A 21,987-nucleotide genomic window follows, 5' to 3' on the forward strand; every position below is an offset into this window, starting at 1 on the left:
TATGCGAACACAAAGTAAAAATAATAAAATTTTAAAGTTTTCAATTAGAAAATTATCATTTGGGGTAGCCCCTGTTGTTATTGGTGCATTAATATTTGGAAGTTATATGCCAACTAAAGCTTATGCAAATGACAATGGTATAAATGTTAATTATACTTATCTAACTGAAAATGAACTTACAGAATCAGAAAAAAATTTAATTAAAAATAGTATACCAAATGATTTAAAAAATAACGAAACCTATTATATGGTTTATAAGAAAGAAAGTCATAATGCTAGCGCTGATACACTGAAAACAAAATTATTACCTAATACAGGAGAAAGAACACTACCACTCGCTGGTTTAGGCCTAGGAACAGCTGTTCTAATAGTACTTTTAATTTCAAAAAAACATAGAAATAAAGTACTTAGTGTAGTTTTGATTGGGACTCTAGGGCAAAGTGTTGTAGTACCGTATCATTCTTTTGCTTTAGAAAATAAAGATTTAGTTCAATACAACACAAACACAACAATTACTAATTCTTCTGAACTTGCCAAAGGTGTAATTCAAATAGCAGGATACAGATATATAGGATTTTTCACGCAAAATGATTTAGAAGAACACTCTCGTGTTACAGAAAAGATTTTTCCAAGTGAAACGAAAGTATCATCAATTAAGCAAAGTGAATCATTAACTAAGACGGAAAAAGTTGAGGAGATAGAGATACCTAAAATTGAAATTCACAGACAAGATACAGAAATCTCAAAACCAAAGATCGAATATAAAACAACACCAGAGGAAGGGATACTTAACTTATCAATAAATAAACCAGAACTTAGAACAACCACGGAAGTTATCCCTTTTGAAACTATTAGAAAACTTGACAATACATTACCAAAAGGGAAGACTAAAGTTCTTAATGATGGTGTTAACGGGGAAAAAGTGGTATTTAGCGAAGTAACTATGGTTGATGGCAAAGCTATTAGTAGAATCATTAAAACTTCTATTACAAAGAATGTTGTTAATAAAGTTATTGCTGTCGGTACTTTAGAAGTAGCAAAAGGTAAAGCATTAGTACAGTCGGAGAAACCGATAGGAGTGGTAAGCGAGAAAGGCGAACCGTTAGTACAGCCAGAGAAACCGATAGGAGTGGTAAGTGAGAAAGGTGAACCGTTAGTACAGCCAGAGAAACCAGAAGGAGTGGTAAGTGAGAAAGGTGAACCGTTAGTACAGCCAGAGAAACCGATAGGAGTGGTAAGTGAGAAAGGCGAAGCATTAGTACAGCCGGAGAAACCGATAGGAGTGGTAAGTGAGAAAGGCAAAGCATTAGTACAGCCGGAGAAACCAATAGGAGTGGTAAGCGAGAAAGGTGAACCGTTAGTACAGCCAGAGAAACCAGAAGGAGTGGTAAGTGAGAAAGGCGAAGCATTAGTACAGCCAGAGAAACCAGAAGGAGTGGTAAGCGAGAAAGGTGAACCGTTAGTACAGCCAGAGAAACCAGAAGGAGTGGTAAGTGAGAAAGGCGAAGCATTAGTACAGCCAGAGAAACCAGAAGGAGTGGTAAGTGAGAAAGGTGAACCGTTGGTACAGCCAGAGAAACCAGAAGGAGTGGTAAGTGAGAAAGGTGAACCGTTGGTACAGCCAGAGAAACCAGAAGGAGTGGTAAGTGAGAAAGGCGAACCGTTGGTTCAGCCAGAGAAACCAGAAGGAGTGGTAAGTGAGAAAGGCGAACCATTGGTACAGCCAGAGAAACCAGAAGGAGTGGTAAGTGAGAAAGGCGAACCGTTGGTACAGCCAGAGAAACCAGAAGGAGTGGTAAGTGAGAAAGGCGAACCGTTAGTACAGCCAGAGAATCCAGTAAAAGAAATTCCAAAAGAGAAAAAACCACCTGTATTAACATTAGCTAAGATCGAAGAACATACTCTTGATCGTTCTGCTAACTTGTCATATACTTTAGAAAATGAGGATTCAGTCGAGATTAAATCTATTGTAGCAGAAGTTCGTGATGGTGACAATGTAGTTAAACGATTAGATTTAACTACATCTAAATTAAAAGATATTGCAGATAATCTTAAATTGTATAAAGACTATATCGTCAGAACAACTATGATTTATAATCGAGGAAAAGCAGATGAGACTTCAGTATTAGAAGAAAGACCACTAAGGCTTGATCTTAAAAAAGTTGAAGTTAAAAATATCAAAGAAACAAGTTTGATACATGTTAATGAACAAGGAGAAGAAATCGATAGTAGTTTATTGAATTCTATTCCTAATAAGATAAAAGAATATTACTTGAAAGTTACTTCTAATGATAATAAAACTACAAAACTTGCTGTTGATAAAATAGAAGAAGTAAAAGTTGGGGAAGATTGGTTTTATAAAGTTAGTGCAAAAGCTCAAGACTTAGTACGAAGAACGAGTGAAAATAAAATAGAGGATACTTATTCTTATTATATTGCGAAACCAAAACCACATATTGGAGATGTGTACTATGATTTTAAAGATTTAATAGATGCTATGCAAAAAACTCCTTCGGGAACATTTAAACTTGGGGCTGATTTGAGCGCAGTTAGTATAAAACCACTTGGAAAATCTTATGTTACTCAGAAATTTACAGGAACCTTAACAAGTGTTGATGATAAGCATTATTCAATTCATAATTTAGGGCACCCTCTATTTAGTAAATTAGAGAATGCAACTATTAGAAATATAAACTTAGAGAATGTAAATATTAATTTACCAGGAACAAATGATGTCGCTTCACTTGCACAGATAGCAAAAGGTGGAATTATTGAAAATGTTAAAGTAACGGGTAGTGTCATCGGGGCAAACGAAGTGGCTGGTATTGTTAATAAGTTAGATGAAGGGAAAATGACTAATATTGCATACATTGGTAAAGTTCACGCTACTGGTAATAGGGGATCTAATCTTGCTGGAATAGCAGGTGATGTTTGGCGTGGTAATATTGAAAAAGCCTATGTTGATGCTAAAATTACGGGTGATAGATCACGAACAGGAGGAATAGCAGGAAACATAAGTCATGGTTTAAATTCTGATGGTATAGGTAGATGGGGATATATAAGAAATTCTGTAGCAAAAGGAATTATTGATGTTCCCAATAGTGGAGAAAATGGAGGTCTTATAGGTAAAAACTGGCCTTGGGGTGTTATTGAAAATACCGTTACAATGATGGATGTTAAGAAAGGTGACGTATTCTTTGGATCAAGAGATATGGACGATGAAAATGTTACAAATTGGGTTGTTAATAAGAATTTCACAGTAACAGGTATTAGCAAAGGTGGAAAAACTCATAGGAACTCTCATAGAATCAAAGATATCACTAAAGATGAAGCAGATATGAAAATTCAAGCGATGATGATTACTGCTGATAAATTAGTTAGTACACAACCAACTGTAGATAAGCTTAACAACAAAGTTTCTTACGTAGATGAATATAAAAATATTCAAGATTACCAAGAAAAGCGTGATCAGGCATATCGAAATATAGAAAAACTACAACCATTCTATAATAAAGATTGGATTGTAAATCAAGGTAATAAATTAGATGAAAATTCTAACCTTGTAACTAAGAAAATTTTATCGGTGACAGCTATGAAGGATGCAGAATTTGTAACTGATTCAGAAAATGCTAATAAAATAATGGTTCACTATGCTGATGGAACAAAAGAATTGTTTAATATTTCGGAAAAAGATTCTCAAGTAGCTCAAGTGAAAGAATATAGTATAGAAAACTTAGGGGATATAGTATATATACCGAATATAGTTATTAAAAATAGAGATGCTTTAGAAGCCAAAGTTAAAGAATTATTGCTATCTGTTGAGTTACAGTCTCAAGCTGTTCGTAATATTCTTGAAAAGAGAGATACTAAAAATGATCCTACAGCTAATAGTGAAGCGCGTCAAAATGGATATATTCGTGATTTATTCTTAGAAGAAAGCTTCAAAGAGGTTAGAGATAATATCGATAAGTTTGTTAAGAAACTTGTAGAAAATGAAGAACATCAATTAAATGAGGATGAGTCTGCTAAACTTTCATTAATTAAAAAAATCGAAAAAAATAAAACTAATATTATGCTTGCTTTAACATACTTAAATAGATATTACGGAATTAAATATAATGGTGTAAATATAAAAGATATGAATATAAAAGATATGATGACTTTCAAACCGGATTTCTATGGGAAAAATGTAGATGTGCTCGATAGACTTATCAAAATTGGTTCTAAGGAAAGTTATATAAAAGGTGATCGTACGTATGATGCATATAGAGAGGTTATTGCTAGCGGTACTGGTAAAGCTAATTTACATGAATTTTTAAATTATAATATGAAATTATTCACAGCGGATACAGATTTAAATGATTGGTTTAAACACGCAACAGAAAAAAATGTTTATATATCTGAACCGACTACTACAACTCAAGATTTTGTAAATAAAAAACATAGAGCCTATGATGGATTAAATAATTTCATACATGGTCGTATGATTTTACCGTTATTGACTTTGAAAAATGCTCATATATTCTTAATTTCAACATATAATACTTTAGCGTATAGTTCTTTTGAAAAATATGGAAAATATACAGAAGAAGAACGAAATAAATTTAAGGCAAAAATTGATGAAGTGGCAAATGCGCAACAACGATACTTAGACTTCTGGTCTCGTTTAGCATTGTCATCAGTTCGAAATAGATTATTGAAGAGTGACAATATGGTACCAACTGCAGTTTGGGATAATCAAAATTATAGTGGTGGTTCTAACCGTTATGGATTTGCGAATAATGGAAAAGTAGTAGCTCCTGTTCGTGAGTTATATGGACCAACATGGCGTTATCACAATACAAATGGAAGCATGGGAGCTATGGCTAGAATCTATGGAAGACCATATGAAGATGATGCAGTGTTCTTTATGGTGACAGATATGGTTAGTCAATTTGGTATTTCGGCATTTACTCATGAAACAACCCATGTAAATGACCGTATGTTGTACTATGGAGGTAACTGGCATCGTGAAGGTACGGATCTTGAGGCGTATGCACAAGGTATGCTACAAACACCTGATAGTTCTACGACAAATGGAGAATATGGAGCTCTAGGGTTAAATATGGCATATGTTCGACCAAATAATGGGGATCAGTGGTATAATTATGATCCTAATAAATTGAGAAATAGACAAGAAATAGATGCCTACATGAAACGCTACAATGAAGCGATGATGATGCTAGATCATTTAGAAGCTGATGCAGTCATTAGTAAAGGACTAGCTGACAATAGTAAATGGTTTAGAAAAATAGATAAAGAATATCGTTATAAAGATTCATTTAACGAGTTATTAAAACCTAATCAATGGGATAAAGTAAGAGACTTAACAGAAGAAGAAAAAACTAAACAATTAACTTCTATTAATGATTTGGTAGACAATAATTTTGCGACTAAGCATGGTGTTGGAAATGGACGTTATCGTCCGGAAGACTTGATGCCAAATTCTGCATATGTAAATGTAAATATGATGGCAGGTATCTATGGAGGTAATTCAAGCGATGGGGCACCTGGTTCATTATCATTCAAACATAATGCATTCCGTATGTGGGGATACTATGGTTACGAAGATGGATTTATCAGTTATGTTTCAAACAAATACAAAGATGCAGCTAATAAAGAAAAACTTTCAACTTTAAGTGATAAGTATATTATCAAAAAAGTATCTAAAGGGGCATTCGAAACTCTTGAAGCTTGGAAAAAACACTGGTATGGAGAAGTTTTAGAGAAAGCTAAACATGGATTTGCTGAGATAGATATTGATAATGTTCATATAACATCTTATGAACAACTGCAACAAATGTTTAAAGAAGCAGTTCAAAAAGATTTAGACCAAATGACTAAGACTGGTAAAGAATATTATGGAAATACAGTCTCACTTAAAACTAAGGTGTTTAAACAACTTCTAAAAGTTACAGATGGATTTTCAGAAAATCTATTCAAATAATTAAGGTTATATCTTAAATACTTTGTAACTTTATAAAATTTTTAGGATAATTATAGAAGAAGCGACTTAAAAATAGAATTCTAAGAAATCTAGATTTTGGCGCTTCTTTTTTATGATATTTATAAAAATATAGCTATAGAAAACGAATAATAGCTAATAATACATTGTTTTTTATAGCTAATTCTACCTATTTATAGTATAATAAAGGATGGTTTATTATGGCGTGAAACAAGAATCGTTATTATAAATTAATTCACGCAGGATATTGTGGACTGATAAAAAGTCTATGTAATAAGATTAGAGAAATCGTAAAGGAGATTTTAAATGTTACCAAAGTCATTTGAACAATATAAATTTAATGAATTTGTAAATAAGGCAGTAATAGATTTAGGATTTGATAATCCAACAAAAATTCAAGAGAGAGTGTTCTCACCAGTATTAAAAGGAAAAAATATTGTAGCAAAATCACAAACGGGAAGTGGGAAAAGTCATTCTTTCTTGCTACCAATTTTTAGTAAATTAGATGTAACTAAGAAAAAAACACAAAGTATAATTTTAGCACCAACAAGAGAGCTTTCTAGACAATTATACGATATGGCATTGCATATTGCTAGCTTCAGCGAAGAAGATATTAAAATTACACTCTGTATCGGTGGACAAGATTTAAATAGAGATATTGAAAGAGTATCTAATGCTCCACATATTATTATCGGTACACCAACACGTGTATTAGAATTAGATAGAGCAAGTGCCTTAGCTATTAAAGAAGTTGAGAGTCTTGTAATTGATGAATGTGACATGATGATTGACTTAGGATTCATGGAAGATGTTGATAAAATTTCTAAAAGAGCAGCAGAAAACTGTCAATTCTTAGTATTCTCAGCAACTATTCCAACACAAATGAATCACTTCCTAAAAAAATATCTAAAAAATGCACAGTATATCGAAGTCGATAATGCGAAATTTGGAAAAATTGAATATATTTTAATTCCAGAGAAAAGTTCATCTCGTCTAGAAAAATTACATGAAGTTACTACAGTTATTAATCCATATTTAGCACTTATCTTCGCTAATAAGAAAACTGAAGTAGAGGAAGTAAGTAGTTACCTTATTTCTAAAGGATTAAATGTGGGTGTACTTCACGGAGATTTAACACCACGTGAACGTAAGCAAATGCAAAGAAGAATTAATAATCTAGATTTCACTTATGTTGTAGCTAGTGATTTAATGAGTCGTGGAATTGACATTGAAGGAGTGAGTCATGTAATCAATTTCAATATACCGAATGATTTAGATTTCTTTATTCATAGAGCTGGTCGTACTGGTCGTGCTGGATTAAGTGGTGACTGTATTACGATTTATAACAACAAAGATGAAGAAAAATTACAAGATTTAGAAAAACGTGGAATTGAATTTAATCACCAAGATATTAGAAACGGTGAATTTGTTGAAGCTAAAGACAGAAATAAACGTCAAAGTAGAAAGAAAGTCGTAGCTGATCATAACTTAACTGAGAAATTAAAATCAAAAGTAAAAGTTTCTAAAAAAGTTAAACCAGGTTATAAGAAAAAATATAAATATAAAATGGATAAACTTAAACAAAAAGAAAGAAGAAAATTTGCTAAACGTAGCAATAAGGCGAATAGAGGTAAATAATGAAGAACTTGAAAATTGGATCCCATGTATCAATGTCTGGAAAAGAAATGATGCTTGGTTCTGTAAAAGAAGCGGCTAGTTATAATAGTGATACATTTATGATTTATACTGGAGCTCCTCAAAACACTAGAAGAAAACCGATAGATGAACTGCGTATTGAAGAAGCTCATAAGCTAATGAAAGAAAAAAATATTAATGATATTGTAGTACATGCACCTTATATTATTAATTTAGCAAACACTATTAAACCAGATATTTACCAACTTGCTGTTGATTTCCTAAGGTTAGAAATCGAAAGAACTGAGAAAATAGGTGCTAAAAATATCGTTCTACACCCAGGATCACATGTTAAAGCCGGAGCTGATGTGGGTATAGCAAATATTGTCAAAGGATTAAATGAAGTCTTAACAAAAGATATGAAACCTAATATCGCTCTAGAAGTAATGGCAGGTAAAGGAAGTGAATGTGGAAGAACATTTGATGAAATTGCTCAAATTATTGATGGAGTTACACTAAATGAAAAATTAACCGTTACCTTTGATACTTGTCACGTTTTTGAAGGTGGTTATGATATAGTTAATGATTTAGATGGGGTACTAACTGAGTTTGATAAGATAGTAGGATTAGACAGAATTCAAGTATTACATATTAATGACAGTAAAAATACATTAGGTGCACATAAAGATCGTCATGAAAATATCGGATATGGTGGTATTGGATTCGATGCAATTAATCGAATTGTACACCTAGAAGAATTCGCTAATATTCCTAAAATTTTAGAAACACCTTGGTATGGTGAAAAGAAAGATATTGCACCGTACAAAGATGAAATTGCAATGCTAAGAAATAAGACATTTGTAGACTTTAAAAAATAATTAGTACAGGAGGTTGCTTATGAAAATATCAGAAGAAAAAGTTGAGAAAATAATGAAACTTTTAAAAGAAAAAGGATATAAGTATACTGAGAAGAGAAAAGCTATGGTTGAGCTTTTAGTAAATGAGGATAGATATATAAATGCAAAATATGTCTCTGAGACTCTTGGAAAGATGTATCCTGGACTTAGTTTTGATACAATCTATAGAAATCTAAGTACTTATGAAGAATTGGGAATTTTAGAAACAACTGAAATAAAAGGTGAAAAATATTTTAAAATAGGATGTTTAGAAACTGATCACCATCATCACCACCATATTTGTTTAAGTTGTGGAAAAGCAAAAATAATTCATGTCCATGTATGTGATAATTTAGAAATAGAAGAATTGAAAGGTTATCAAATTGATGGGCATAAATTTGAGGTTTATGGTTTGTGTCCGGATTGTTTGAAAAAAGAGGATAAGAAATAATGTTTGAAGGTATTTTACCAATTTACAAAGAACGTGGAATTACAAGTCACGATGTTGTTTTTAAAGCAAGAAAAATTCTTCAAATGAAAAAGATTGGGCATTCGGGAACACTAGATCCTGAAGTTGATGGAGTATTATTACTCTTACTTGGTGGAGCTACAAAAGTAAGTGATTATGCTATGGATTTAGGGAAAAGCTATAGAGCGGAAATTTGCCTAGGTCTTAAGACTACTACTGAAGATCTTACTGGTGAAGTAATAGAAGAATGTAAAGTAAGTGATATTAACATTAATGAGATAAAGGAGATATTATCTTCAATGATTGGTGAAATAGAACAAACTCCACCGATATATTCTGCAATTAAAGTTAATGGTAGAAAACTTTATGAGTATGCTAGAAGAGGTCAATTTGATGTAGAAATTCCAACGAGAAAAGTTAACATTTATGATATTTCATTTATAGAAGACAGTGAGTATTATAAAGATGATAAGTTTTATTTTTCAATTGATATTAGCTGTGGTAAAGGAACTTATGTTCGAACTATAGCCACAAGTATTGGAGAAAAATTAAATTTACCTAGTACGATGAGTAAGTTAACAAGAACTAGAAGCGGTGAGATAACTTTGGAAAAGTGTTTGAAGTTATCAGAAGTTGAACAAAAAGTTCAAGAAGGGAACTTGGAGCAAAGCCTTTTAAGAAAAGAATATGCTCTTGAGGAGTTTCAATTTGTTGAAATACCGAAATTTAGAGCGAAGCAAGTAATGAATGGATTAAGATTTAGAAAAAATCAATTTCCAGATTACGATTTTACAGATGGAATAGTTTTTACATATGAGAATGAGGCAATTGCAATTTATCATTTAAAAGATAAAGAAGATGAATTATTATCAGTAAAAACGACATTTCCAAAAATAATAGAGTAGGTAGATGAAGATGGAAATATTTAATATTTCAGATATTAGTAATATTAAGGAAGAAAATAAAAAGAGAGTTGCAGCATTAGGATTTTTTGATGGTATTCATAAAGCTCATCAAAGTATAATAGGGCGTGCTGTAGAAGCGGCAGAAAAAGGTTATATATCTGCAGTAATTACTTTAGATAAAAGTCCAAAGGAATATTTTGGAAAAACTAGTGAGGAATCTCTTACACCAACTAATAAGAAAAACGAACTGTTAGAAAATCTTGGTGTAAATGAGGTGTACTATCTAGAATTTAATGAGAAATTACAAAATTTATCGGCTGAAGAATTTATAAATAATATCCTGAAAAAATTAAATGTAGAAAAAGTTTTTTGTGGATTTGATTATAGATTTGGTTTTAAAGGATTGGGAACACCAGATTTGATAAAAGATAGTGGTATAGAAGTAACTGTTCAAGAAAAAGAAAAAATAGATGGGGAGAAAATATCTACGACGGTATTAAAAGAATTCGTTAGAAAAGGTGAATTCCCAAAATATAAAAAATATACAGGAAGATTTTATTCTATTTCTGGTTTAGTAGTGAAAGGTAGGCAACTAGGAAGAACAATTAATTTTCCGACGGCTAATCTTGAATTGGATGGTAAATATCTATTACCTGATACGAATGGTGTCTATATAACTAAGATTAAAGTTAATAATAAGATTTATAAATCAGTTACAAATATTGGTTATAACCCAACAGTATCAGATGAAAAAAATAAAAAATTTATAGAAACACATATTTTAGAATTTGATGAAGATATTTATGGAGAAAAAATAGAAATTTACTTCTATGAATTTTTACGAAAAGAACAAAAATTTGAGAGTTTTGACCGCTTAAAAGAGCAATTGAAGCTGGATAAAAGAACTTGTGAAGAAAAAGATTACTAAAATCTTGAGTATTACACTGATTTTAAGTGTTATCTCTTGAATTATATTAAAAAATGTTGTACAATAACTAATGTTCCTTATTCGTGGTATAGAAACCCTCCAGGTTCTACACTAGGATTAAGGTCGCAAAATAAAATTATATGGAGGAAATTGCAATGGCAGCAATTAGTCAAGAAAGAAAACAAGAAATTATCGCTCAATACCGTACTCACGAATCAGATACTGGTTCTCCAGAAGTACAAATCGCAGTATTGACTGCAGAAATCGATGCTTTAACTGAGCACTTAAACACTCACAAAAAAGATCACGCAGGTCGTCGTGGATTACTAAAAAAAGTTTTCCGTCGTCGTCACTTACTAGATTACTTAATTAAAAAAGATATCCAAAGATACCGTGAATTAATTAAAGCTCTAGGATTAAGAAGATAATTTTTAAAATGCTTATAGGAAAGCCGTTTGAGAGACTTCGGCTTTCCTTTTTTGGTTTTTTACCAAGTTTTGGATATAAAAAATTACTTTAGACATCTAGAATCCATTTGCGATAAGTATATTTAATGAAATAACTACTTTGCTGAAAAATATAAATTCCCAAGCAAGTATCAGTAAGAAATTAAAGTAAAAGTTAACAAATAATAATAAAAATATTACTTAGATAATTTTTCAAGTGAAAAATATATATAATTTTCTAAAAAAGTATTGACATAATATAAAATAATTGATATACTATTAAAGTACTTCAGAGAGAGGTAATTATTAAATGTGTCTCAGTAGCTCAGCAGGATAGAGCAACGGCCTTCTAAGCCGTCGGTCAGGGGTTCGAATCCCTTCTGGGACGTCATTCAGAGTAGACTTTTGTCTACTCTTTTTTTATGAATTTATCCAGTAGAGGATGCGGAGTATTCGAAACAAAAAAATACTCGCTATGCGGGTGCGATATAAAAGTTAAATAATTGAAAAATCATCCTTTCTTGATAAAATAAAGAAAGGATGATTTTAAGAAAATAAACATAAAAGTTTATTGAATACAAAGTGGTTATGTAAATACCATATTGTATTTACACCTAAATATAGACGAAAAATAAAATTTAATCAATACAAACGAGATATAGTAGATATAATAAAAAGTTATGTAAGTATAAAGAAATAGAAATAATAGAAGGACATATAATGCCAGATCATATACATTTGCTATTATAAATATCACCGAAATATAGTGTATCAGTTTCGTGGAATATTTGAAAGGAAAGAGTTCACTGATGATATTTGACATGCATGCAAATCTGAAATATAAGTATGGAAATAGAAAGTTTTGGGCATAAGGATACTATGTAAGTACTATGTTTTTGAATGAAGGTACAATAAGAAAATATATTAGGGATCAAGAAGTGTATGACATTGAAATAGACAAACTGATAACAAAAGAATATATAAATCCATTTGGAAATAAGAAAAAAATAAATAAACCCGTTTGACGGTAGCGGGGTTAAAATACAATAGTGCTTGAACAAATGTGAAAGCCAGCGCCTTGAGGTGCGTATTAGTAACAAAGGGATATACCCGAAGAGAAAATCATCCCTTTAAGTGGGAATTATTATTTTTTAGGTATAATAAAAAAAGCGTCTAAACGACGCTCATCTTTACTTGTATTACTTTTTTTACTTCGGGTATTTTTTCTTTTAAATTTTTTTCTATTGCGTATTTTAATGTAATATGGGATAGTTCACAATTGGCGCATTCTCCAAGAAATCTAACTTTAAGTATGCCATCTTTGAAATTGATAAATTCAATATTTCCGCCATCCATAATAAGTTTGGGGCGTATTTTTTCTAATTCAAATTTAATTTTTTCAACAGTTTCATAATATTCTTTATTCAAAATACAACCACCTTTCTATATGATATTATACTTGTGACTATAGAAAAAGTCAATAAACTGAGTAAGCGTTATAAGATTTAATGAACACACATGAAAAAAACCTGTATTAAGATTTAAAATGTTTAAGTTAGAAGTTATAAACTTGAAGTGTTAATATAGTATTGAATTTGGGATTTTATTTATCTTAATAAAAAAGAGTGTAAAAGATTCCTTTGTGCTCATCGACTACAATTGTAACTATTGAAATATTATTAGATTCATGATTAGAACTTAGAATTTGAGGTTTTATTTGACTTATGTAAGTATACTGATAGAATACTGTTTCATGAAATTTAATAATTTTAAAAAAATTCATAAAATTTTCACAAATAATTTTATGAAAAGTAAGCAAGATACTATTATTTTATTAAAAAAACGGTTATAATAATAAATAGAAAATAAAAATAAAGAGGGAAACATTTTATGGCTAATACAGAGAATCATTTAATCTTGATAACAGATGTAGCAGTTGGAAAATTCCAAGAGATGTTATTTGATGCTGATAAAAGAGATAGTTATTTAAAAATTTCTATAGAGTTACAAGGTACTCAGATGCAATATGCAATTGATATCAAGGATGAATTAGAAGCAGGAGACAAAGTACTTAACTTCGGTGATTTAAAAGTTATTGTTAATGAAGAAGACGAACTTCTGTTAAAAGGTCTTGAAATTGATTATGTTCAAGATGAATTTGGAAGTGAATTTACATTACACAATCCAAATATGATTGAAATCTATGATGATGAAGACGGTGGGTGCTGTGGAAATGGCTGCTGCTGCGGATAAAAATACAAAATAACAGTTAAAAGGAGAAATCAATACTATGAAAAACGTAGTAATTTTAGGTGCTGGATATGCAGGACTAACGACTTTAAAAGGATTAAAAAAAGCTGCTAAAGCTGGAGAGGTAAAAGTTACTTTAGTAAACAAAAACTCTTATCACTATGATACAGTAAACTTACACGAAGTATCAGCAGGGAACATTGCATCAAGAGATATTTGTATCGATGTTAAAGATTTAGTATCTCCAGGTGTTGAATTTGTTCAAGATGAAGTAATTAAAATTGATACAGAGAAAAAATTAGTATTAACTAAAAAACACGAACTTGATTACGATATATTAGTAGTTGGATTAGGTTTCCAACCTGAAACATTCGGAATTGAAGGTATGGCTGAAAATGCAATGCCAATCGCTGATATTAATGCTGCAGAAAAAATCTCTGCTACATTAGAAGATAACTTCAGAAAATATGCTACAAGTGAAGAAAAAGATATTAAAGACATCTCTGTAATCGTTGGTGGTACAGGTCTTGCTGGTATGGAATTCTTAGGTGAATTAGTTCACCGTAAAAAAGAATTATGTTCTAAATACGGAATTGATGAAAAATTAGTTAAAATTTACGGATTAGATGCAGCTCCAACATTATTACCAATGTTCACTAAAGAGTATAGTGACTATGCAAGAAAATACTTAGAAGATAATGGTATTGAAATTATTTTAGGAGCTGGAATTAAAGGTGCAACTAAAGATAGCTTCACTATTGAAGTTGACGGAGAAAGAAAAGAACTATTTGCATCTACATTAGTATGGACTGCAGGTGTTCGTGGTAACAAACTTATGGATGAAGCATTCCCAGAACTTTCTAAACGTGGACGTCTTGTTACAACTCAACAATTAACAGTACCAGGACTTGATGATGTTTATATCGTAGGTGACTGTGCTGCATTTATCGAAACTGGTCAAGAAAGACCGTACCCAACAACGGCTCAAATTGCAAACCAAATGGGAGCATATGTTGGAGCTAGAATTAGTGGTAAACAAGTTGGCGACTTTAAATACATCAACCGTGGTGTTGTATGTTCACTAGGTCACAAAGATGGTATTGCTGATGTTATGGGTGGTAAAAAAGCTAAAGGTTTTGCAGCTGCTAAACTTAAAAAAATCATTGAAGCTAAAGCTATTTATGAATTAACTGACTTTATCACAGCACTTAAAAACCAACGTATTCTTTAAGAATAGTATTAAGTAAATTTTGAAAAGAGGACTCAATATATATATGAGTCTTCTTTATTTTTTGAAATGTGATTTGTATTGATGTTAAATATAAATTAATATATTTGTTATTTACTGAGTTTTCAACTATGTAGAATTGAAAAAAAGTTGTAATTATGGTAAGATATAATGTAGAGAAAATTTAACCAAATAAAATTATGGGGAAAAATTATGATTTATAAAATAGCAAATACAGCGGAAGAATATGAACAAATTTTCAAGTTAAATTATGAAACATTTGTTGAAGAAATTCCTCAACATGAAAAGAATGAAACAAAGAAATTGAAAGATAAGTTTCATGATAAAAATATTTATATTATAGCGAAAAAGAAAAATGATGTAGTTGGAATGATTTCATTATCTGATCAAAGGCCTTTTTCTTTAGATTTAAAATTGAATGATATCGATAAATTCTATAAAGGTGATTATAAAAAGCCTGTAGAAATTAGATTGCTTTCAATTAAAGAACAGTATAGGAAAACAAAAGTTTTTACAGAATTATTGCAAAGAACATTTAATTATATAATTCAAAATGCCTATGATATTGTATTCATTTCAGGCACAACTAGACAAGAAAAATTATATAATCACATAGGATTTGTAAAATTCCATGAAAATGTAGGAACAAAAGAAGCAGAGTATATGCCTATGTATCTTAAACTGGATAATGGAAATAAAGTTATAGAGAGATTAGCAAACGCTCAAAGAATTAACTTTTTACCGGGGCCAGTTGATTTATCGAAAGATGTAATCACAAAGCTGTCTAAACAGCTTTATTCACACAGAAGTAGCGAGTTTGTTGCTTTAACAAAAGATACACTAGCGAAAATCGAAAACATTCTAGATGTAAGGCAAGCGACAATATTACACGGCTCAGCAACACTAGCAAATGAAGCTATTATGGCTCAATTGAAGGGAAGAAATCTACTGAATGGTCTAGTTTTAGCTAATGGAGAATTTGGGAATAGATTGATTCGTGAGACTAAGAGACACGGTTTAAATATTGAAAGTTATTCTGTTGGATTTGGTGAAAGTTTTGATCTTGGAATTTTATCAGATAAACTAAAATCTGGAAACTATGATTTTGTTTATGTAGTTCATAATGAGACTAGTGTTGGAATTTTAAATGATTTAGATGAAATTACTAGAATCGTTAAAGATAATAACTTAGTTTTAGCAGTAGATGCAGTTTCAGCAGTAGGAGCTATTAAATATAGCTATAAGAATGTTGATTATGTAGCTTGTTCATCTGGAAAAGCATTTTGTTCTGTTGCAGGTTTAGCAATAGTTGGTTCTAATTGTGAGTTAGTACCATTAGAAAACACACCATTATATTTAGATTTACACTATGCGAACAAACTTACGTCTATACCTTTTACTCAACCATCAATATTAATGGAAGCTTTAAACACAGCATTAGATGCCTTTAAAACAGATGAACGATATGAAAAGGTACAAGAAAAATATTCATATATGAAGGAAGGCTTAAAACAATTGAATCTTCCGATTATGAAATTTAAAGATAAAGAAGTTTCTCCAGTAATAATTACTGTAGAGCTTCCTGAAAGTATATGTTCACTTAACGTAGGTTCTTCACTTGCAATAAATAATATTTTTATTCATTACAAGAGTTCATACTTACAAGAAAGAAACATTATACAGTTTTCATTTATAAATATTAACACAACAAAAAATGAAATAGATTACACATTAAATATATTAAAACAAATGATAGGAGATTATTAATGGCAGTATTTAAAGTATTTTACCAAGAAAATTCAAAAGAGATTCCAGTAAGGGAGAACACTCAAGTATTATATGTTGAAGCTGATGGAGTACCAGCAGTTAGAAAATATTTAGATGATAGAAACTACAATGTTGAACTTGTTCAAGAATTAAGCGAAGCATACTTAGAGTTTGAAAAACAATCTGAAGACTTCAAAGTGGAGAAAGTTAATGGATAAGATCATTAAGAAAAATGAAGTAGGTGTAGCTGCCATTGGTGGTCTAGGGGAAATTGGAAAAAACACCTATGCAATCCAATATCGAGATGAAATAGTTATTATCGATGCTGGAGTTAAGTTTCCTGGAGATAATATTCTAGGAATTGACTATGTAATTCCAGACTACTCGTATATTGAGAAAAATGTTGATAAAATTAAAGCATTAATAATTACTCATGGTCACGAAGATCACATCGGGGGATTACCATTTTTACTTAGAAAGGTGAATTTACCAATTTATGGTGGGCCCTTAGCTATAGGTCTAATAAGATCGAAATTAGAAGAACATAATTTATTAGCTAAAGCTGAGTTGAATGTAATTGATGAGGATACAGTATTAAGTTATAAATATCTTAAAGTTTCATTCCACAATACAACTCACTCAATTCCTGATTCATTTGGGGTAATAGTAAATACTCCCCAAGGGAATATTGTTCATACTGGGGACTTTAAATTTGACTTTACACCAGTTGGTCAAGGAACTAACCTACATAAAATGGCAGCGATTGGTGAACAAGGTGTATTATGTTTACTATCTGACTCAACGAACTCAGAAAGAACTGAGTTTACCCAAAGTGAAAAAGAAGTAGGGAAAACAATTTCTAATATACTTCGTAAAGAAAAACACAGAGTAATTTTCGCTACTTTCGCTTCTAACGTATATCGTGTAAAACAAGTAGTAGAAGCATGTATTGAACACGGAAGAAAGATAGTAGTATTTGGGCGTTCTATGGAAAAAGCTATTAAAATAGGAACAGAATTAGGATATATTAAAGCACCTAAAGAAACGTTTGTTAATAGTAAATATCTAAACCAAGTAGATCCTAATAAATTACTTATTTTATGCACAGGTACTCAAGGTGAGGAGCTTGCAGCACTAAGTAGAATAGCTAACGGAACGCACAAGAAGATTACAATTATGCCGACTGATACTGTAATTTTTGCAAGTTCAGCTATTCCAGGAAATACATTATCTATAAACAAAAACATTGATTTATTATCAAAACTTGGTGCTAATGTCATTACATCAAGTGTAAATAATGTGCATACGTCAGGGCACGGTTCAAAAGAAGAACAAAAATTAATGTTTAGACTTATTAAACCTAAGTATTTTATGCCTATTCATGGTGAGTATAGAATGCAAGTAATTCATGCTCAAACAGCTGCTGAGTGTGATATTCCGCTAGAAAACTCATTTATTATGGAAAACGGTGAAGTATTAGCTTTAACTAGTGATAGTGCTAGGATAGCTGGTAAGTTTGATGCATCTGATGTGTATGTTGATGGGCTTGGAATAGGAGATATTGGTAGTGTTGTAATTAAAGATAGAAAAGAGCTTTCAGAAGAAGGGGTTATTGTGGTTTCTATTGCAATTGATTTTAAAAATAAAAAATTAATGAATAATCCAGATGTAATTAGCCGTGGATTTGTTAATGTTAATGAATCAACAGAGTTATTTGTAAAATCTAAGGAAGTTATTAAAGAAACAGTAGAAACAGTATTAACTACTGAAGAATGTGGTGTTTATCAAATAAGACAACAAATATTAGAAGCCTTAGGACAATTTTTAGAAAGTGAAATAGGAAGAAAACCTGTTATATTACCTACAATATTGGAGGTGTAAATATGAAATACAGAAGTGTATTTGATATTATAGGGCCTGTGATGGTAGGCCCATCAAGTTCACATACAGCTGGTGCAGTGCGTATTGGTTTATTTACAAGATATATCTTTGGTGAACAACCAGAAAATGTAAAAATAACATTATATGGTTCATTTAAAGAAACGTATAAAGGGCACGGAACTGACATAGCATTAATAGGTGGATTATTAGGGTATAACACGTCTGATAAACGTATAAGAACGAGTATGGAAGATGCAAAATTAGCAGGAATGGAGTTTGAATTTATAGAAAGTGGAATCGAACACATTCATCCTAATACTGCGAAAATAGAAGTTGAAGCAGGTAAACATAGTCTAGATCTTATTGGGAAATCAATAGGTGGAGGAAAGATGGTAATATTCGAACTTCTAGGTTTCGATGTGAATTTATCAGGAGATTTTCCTAGCTATTTCATATTTTATAAATTTAAAGATGATACTAAGAAAAATCTTTCAGTAAAAATTGAAGAAATATTCGGTGATTTAAAAGTAAGTGAGATGTATTCTAGTTCTATTCTAGAGGGAATAAACTTATTAGTAGTAGAATCACAAAAAGAATTAACTGAAGATAAGATTAAGAAATTAACTGAACTAGATTATATTAATGAAGTAAAATTTGCAGATAGATTGTAGAGGGAAGCAGGATGTTTACTAGTTTGGCAGAAATAGTTGAAAAATCAAAATTAGAAAATAAACCAGTTTCTGAATTAATGATAGAACAAGAAATTGAAGTGAATGGTGTTACACGTTCTGCAGTTGAAAAACTAATGAGAAGAAACTTAAATGTAATGATGCAAGCTGTCGAAGAAGGTCTGGCAGGTGTGAGTTCAAAAACAGGGCTTACTGGAGGAGATGCGAAGAAGCTACAAGAATATATAGATAGCGGTAAGTCAATTACGGGAAGTGATTTTCTTAATGGTGTTGCAGCAGCAATTGCAACTAATGAGGTTAATGCTTCGTTAGGTTTAATTTGTGCAACTCCGACTGCCGGTTCGGCTGGAGTTCTTCCAGGTTGTATTCACGCACTTAAACAAAAATTCAATATTGATGAAGAAACGCAATTAAAAATGTTATTTACAGCCGGAGCTTTCGGTTTTGTAGTAGCGAATAATGCTTCATGCTCTGGTGCAGAAGGTGGTTGTCAAGCAGAGATAGGTTCAGCAAGTGCAATGGCAGCGGCAGCTATTGTCGAAGCAATGGGCGGGGATGCTGAGATGAGTGCTCATGCATTCGCTATAGCATTAAAAAATATGCTTGGTCTTGTATGCGATCCTGTAGCAGGGTTAGTAGAAGTACCTTGTGTGAAAAGAAATGCAGCAGGAGCTTCAACAGCACTTATGGCTGCCGACTTAGCATTGGCAGGTATAAAGAGTAGAATCCCAGCAGATGAAGTACTAGAAGCAATGTATAAAATAGGATTAGAAATGTCTGCAACATTAAAAGAGACTGCCAGAGGAGGTCTTGCAATCACAAAAACTGGAGAAAAATATAGGAGTTTATTATTCGGTAATGATTAATATTTTAGAAAAATCAGTAGAAACTATAAAAGGTGTTGGAAAGAAATATTTACAGACTTTAAACGAACTAGAAATTTATACTATTCGTGATGTTCTGTATAATATTCCTTATAGAGTATCTAGTTCTACTGATTTTTCTTCTTCTGTAAAAGACAATGAAAAAGTCATAACAACTGGAAAGGTAGAAACTAGAGTTAGTACCCAGTTCTATGGAAATAAGAGAAGTAGGTCATTTTTCACATTATCAACTTCTTCTGGTAGTATAAAGATAGTATTTTTTAATCAACATTACTTGAAAAAAAATTTAATTGAAGGTAAAGATGTAGTTGTAAAAGGAACTTACAATGCTGTGAATAATACAATAACAGCATCGAGCGTAAGTTTCAACGTTGTTGATGAAAATCCTAAAGGTGATGCTATTGAAGTTTTTTATCATCTCAAACAAGGTATAACGCAGAAAAAATTTATCAAGTTAGTTGAAGAATCGTTTAATATGATAGATGGTGAAAATGTTATCTTAGATTTAGTTCCTGAAAACTTCAAAGGAATTTGGAAATTAGATAAGATTTTATATACGTTACACTATCCAAAAAATTCTGAGGAATTTGATAAAGCGAAGAAGATGTTTGCTTTTCATGAGTTGTTTAATTACCAGTTAAAATTACAGCTTCAAAATATAAATAGCAGGATAGAAGATAATAGATATTGTGTTGGAGTAAATAAAAAAGATATCGATGAATTTAAGAACAGTTTACCTTTTACGTTAACGGGAGCTCAAAGTCGTGTTATTGATGAAATAGTAGAAGATTTAAATAATCCTTATAAGATGGATAGATTATTGCAAGGGGATGTTGGTAGTGGTAAAACTGCTGTAGCTGCAGCGACTTTATATGCAACGATAAAAGCAGGTTATCAGACAGCGATTATGGCGCCAACTGAGATATTAGCAAATCAGCACTTTGAAACATTTTTTGAATTTTTTAAAGATTTGAATATCTCTGTAGCTCTCTTGACTAGTAGCACTCCTAAGAAAGAAAGAAATACTATTTTAAGTTTACTTGAGGTTGGTGAGATAGAATTATTAATTGGAACTCACTCTTTAATTCAAGAAGATGTGAAATTCAATAATTTAAAATATGTAATTACCGATGAACAACATCGATTCGGTGTAAAACAACGTCAATTATTAAGCAATAAAGGAGAAGCTGTTAATTCATTAATGATGACCGCGACTCCGATACCACGTAGTTTGGCAATTACTTTAATTACAGATATTAAAGTATCTACAATTGATGAGTTACCGGCTGGTAGAAAAAAAGTTCAGACTTATAAAGCTACAAATAAGAGTTTTTATAAAGTTCTAGATAATATTCGTATGGAACTCGATAATGGAAGACAAGGTTATGTAGTTTGTCCATTGATTGAAGAATCTGAGAAGATGGATCTGCAAAATGTAGAGGAAACATATGAGAATATTAAAAACTATCTACCAGACGACTATAAAATTGCAATTTTACATGGTAAAATGAATAATAAAGAAAAAGAGGCAATTGTAGAGAGGTTTCTAAATAAAGAAATACATATACTTATTTCCACTACTGTTATAGAGGTTGGAGTAAATGTCCCGAATGCTACGTTTATGATAATAGTTGATGCTCATCGCTTTGGATTAGCTACATTACATCAGTTAAGAGGTCGTGTAGGAAGAAGTAAGTTTCAATCATACTGTATATTAGTAACGGATTCTAAAAGTGAACGTATAGATATAATGTGCTTAGAAAATGATGGTTTTAAAATTGCTGAATTTGACTTAAAACAACGTGGACCAGGTGATTTTTTTGGTACAAAACAAAGCGGCGTACCAAGTTTTAAAGTTGCTGATTTAATTAATGATGTCGATTTAATGTATCTAGCAAAAAAATTAGCGGTGAAAATAATAGAAGTAACTAATAATAAAGAAAGACTATTGCAGTATGTTGGATTAGAAGAAACGATAATATAG

At 31.3% G+C, this 21,987-nt stretch carries 16 protein-coding genes, 1 tRNA gene and 1 pseudogene; 17 read left to right on the plus strand and 1 reads right to left on the minus strand.

What is annotated here, in order from left to right; all coding sequences use genetic code 11:
* Position 1 precedes the first annotated feature (1 nt).
* The 9 genes and pseudogenes from ACWOBP_RS00195 (at position 2) to tnpA (ending at position 12,033) form a co-directional block, all read left to right on the plus strand.
* A complete protein-coding gene (locus ACWOBP_RS00195) occupies positions 2-5,986 on the plus strand; it encodes a ZmpA/ZmpB/ZmpC family metallo-endopeptidase (protein WP_455336952.1) in 5,985 nt (1,994 codons plus the stop codon).
* A gap of 324 nt (positions 5,987-6,310) precedes the next feature.
* On the plus strand, positions 6,311-7,642 hold the full coding sequence (locus ACWOBP_RS00200; RefSeq protein ID WP_455336953.1) for a DEAD/DEAH box helicase: 1,332 nt from the start codon (positions 6,311-6,313) through the stop codon (positions 7,640-7,642).
* On the plus strand, positions 7,642-8,517 hold the full coding sequence (locus tag ACWOBP_RS00205; RefSeq protein ID WP_455336954.1) for a deoxyribonuclease IV: 876 nt from the start codon (positions 7,642-7,644) through the stop codon (positions 8,515-8,517). Before ACWOBP_RS00200 ends, ACWOBP_RS00205 begins: the two co-directional genes overlap by 1 nt.
* A gap of 19 nt (positions 8,518-8,536) precedes the next feature.
* A complete protein-coding gene (locus ACWOBP_RS00210) occupies positions 8,537-8,986 on the plus strand; it encodes a Fur family transcriptional regulator (protein WP_455336955.1) in 450 nt (149 codons plus the stop codon).
* Complete coding sequence (gene truB, locus ACWOBP_RS00215) at positions 8,986-9,909, plus strand: tRNA pseudouridine(55) synthase TruB (RefSeq protein ID WP_455336956.1); 924 nt, start codon at positions 8,986-8,988, stop codon at positions 9,907-9,909. The genes ACWOBP_RS00210 and truB overlap by 1 nt, the downstream gene beginning before the upstream one ends.
* Positions 9,910-9,919: 10 nt before the next feature.
* Positions 9,920-10,837, plus strand: coding sequence for a bifunctional riboflavin kinase/FAD synthetase (locus ACWOBP_RS00220; RefSeq protein WP_455336957.1), 918 nt, complete (start codon positions 9,920-9,922; stop codon positions 10,835-10,837).
* A 155-nt stretch (positions 10,838-10,992) separates the two neighbouring features.
* Entirely contained in the window at positions 10,993-11,265 is a 273-nt protein-coding gene (gene rpsO, locus ACWOBP_RS00225) for a 30S ribosomal protein S15 (protein ID WP_003144987.1), read from the plus strand.
* A 332-nt stretch (positions 11,266-11,597) separates the two neighbouring features.
* Positions 11,598-11,671, plus strand: a tRNA-Arg gene (locus tag ACWOBP_RS00230).
* Between the two features lie 183 nt (positions 11,672-11,854).
* A pseudogene (tnpA, locus tag ACWOBP_RS00235) lies at positions 11,855-12,033 on the plus strand (IS200/IS605 family transposase).
* Between the two features lie 423 nt (positions 12,034-12,456).
* On the opposite strand, the gene ACWOBP_RS00240 reads toward tnpA, so the two are convergent.
* Positions 12,457-12,711, minus strand: a complete 255-nt coding sequence (locus tag ACWOBP_RS00240; protein ID WP_455336958.1) for a NifU family protein — start codon at positions 12,709-12,711, stop codon at positions 12,457-12,459.
* 462 nt (positions 12,712-13,173) lie between these two features.
* On the opposite strand from ACWOBP_RS00240, the gene ACWOBP_RS00245 reads away from it, so the two are divergent.
* The 8 genes from ACWOBP_RS00245 (at position 13,174) to recG (ending at position 21,987) form a co-directional block, all read left to right on the plus strand.
* Positions 13,174-13,536, plus strand: coding sequence for a HesB/IscA family protein (locus ACWOBP_RS00245; RefSeq protein ID WP_455336959.1), 363 nt, complete (start codon positions 13,174-13,176; stop codon positions 13,534-13,536).
* Between the two features lie 37 nt (positions 13,537-13,573).
* Complete coding sequence (locus ACWOBP_RS00250) at positions 13,574-14,764, plus strand: NAD(P)/FAD-dependent oxidoreductase (protein ID WP_455336960.1); 1,191 nt, start codon at positions 13,574-13,576, stop codon at positions 14,762-14,764.
* A gap of 210 nt (positions 14,765-14,974) precedes the next feature.
* On the plus strand, positions 14,975-16,549 hold the full coding sequence (locus ACWOBP_RS00255) for an aminotransferase class V-fold PLP-dependent enzyme (RefSeq protein ID WP_455336961.1): 1,575 nt from the start codon (positions 14,975-14,977) through the stop codon (positions 16,547-16,549).
* A complete protein-coding gene (locus tag ACWOBP_RS00260) occupies positions 16,549-16,767 on the plus strand; it encodes a DNA-dependent RNA polymerase subunit epsilon (RefSeq protein ID WP_003144942.1) in 219 nt (72 codons plus the stop codon). The genes ACWOBP_RS00255 and ACWOBP_RS00260 overlap by 1 nt, the downstream gene beginning before the upstream one ends.
* On the plus strand, positions 16,760-18,430 hold the full coding sequence (gene rnjA / locus ACWOBP_RS00265) for a ribonuclease J1 (protein WP_455336962.1): 1,671 nt from the start codon (positions 16,760-16,762) through the stop codon (positions 18,428-18,430). Before ACWOBP_RS00260 ends, rnjA begins: the two co-directional genes overlap by 8 nt.
* Positions 18,431-18,432: 2 nt before the next feature.
* Positions 18,433-19,101 (plus strand): L-serine ammonia-lyase, iron-sulfur-dependent subunit beta, encoded by a 669-nt coding sequence (gene sdaAB / locus ACWOBP_RS00270; protein WP_455336963.1) that lies wholly within the window; start codon positions 18,433-18,435, stop codon positions 19,099-19,101.
* A gap of 11 nt (positions 19,102-19,112) precedes the next feature.
* Positions 19,113-19,985, plus strand: a complete 873-nt coding sequence (gene sdaAA / locus ACWOBP_RS00275) for an L-serine ammonia-lyase, iron-sulfur-dependent, subunit alpha (protein WP_455336964.1) — start codon at positions 19,113-19,115, stop codon at positions 19,983-19,985.
* Positions 19,978-21,987 (plus strand): ATP-dependent DNA helicase RecG, encoded by a 2,010-nt coding sequence (recG, locus tag ACWOBP_RS00280; protein ID WP_455336965.1) that lies wholly within the window; start codon positions 19,978-19,980, stop codon positions 21,985-21,987. Before sdaAA ends, recG begins: the two co-directional genes overlap by 8 nt.

It is taken from the genome of Gemella parahaemolysans, from assembly GCF_053758945.1.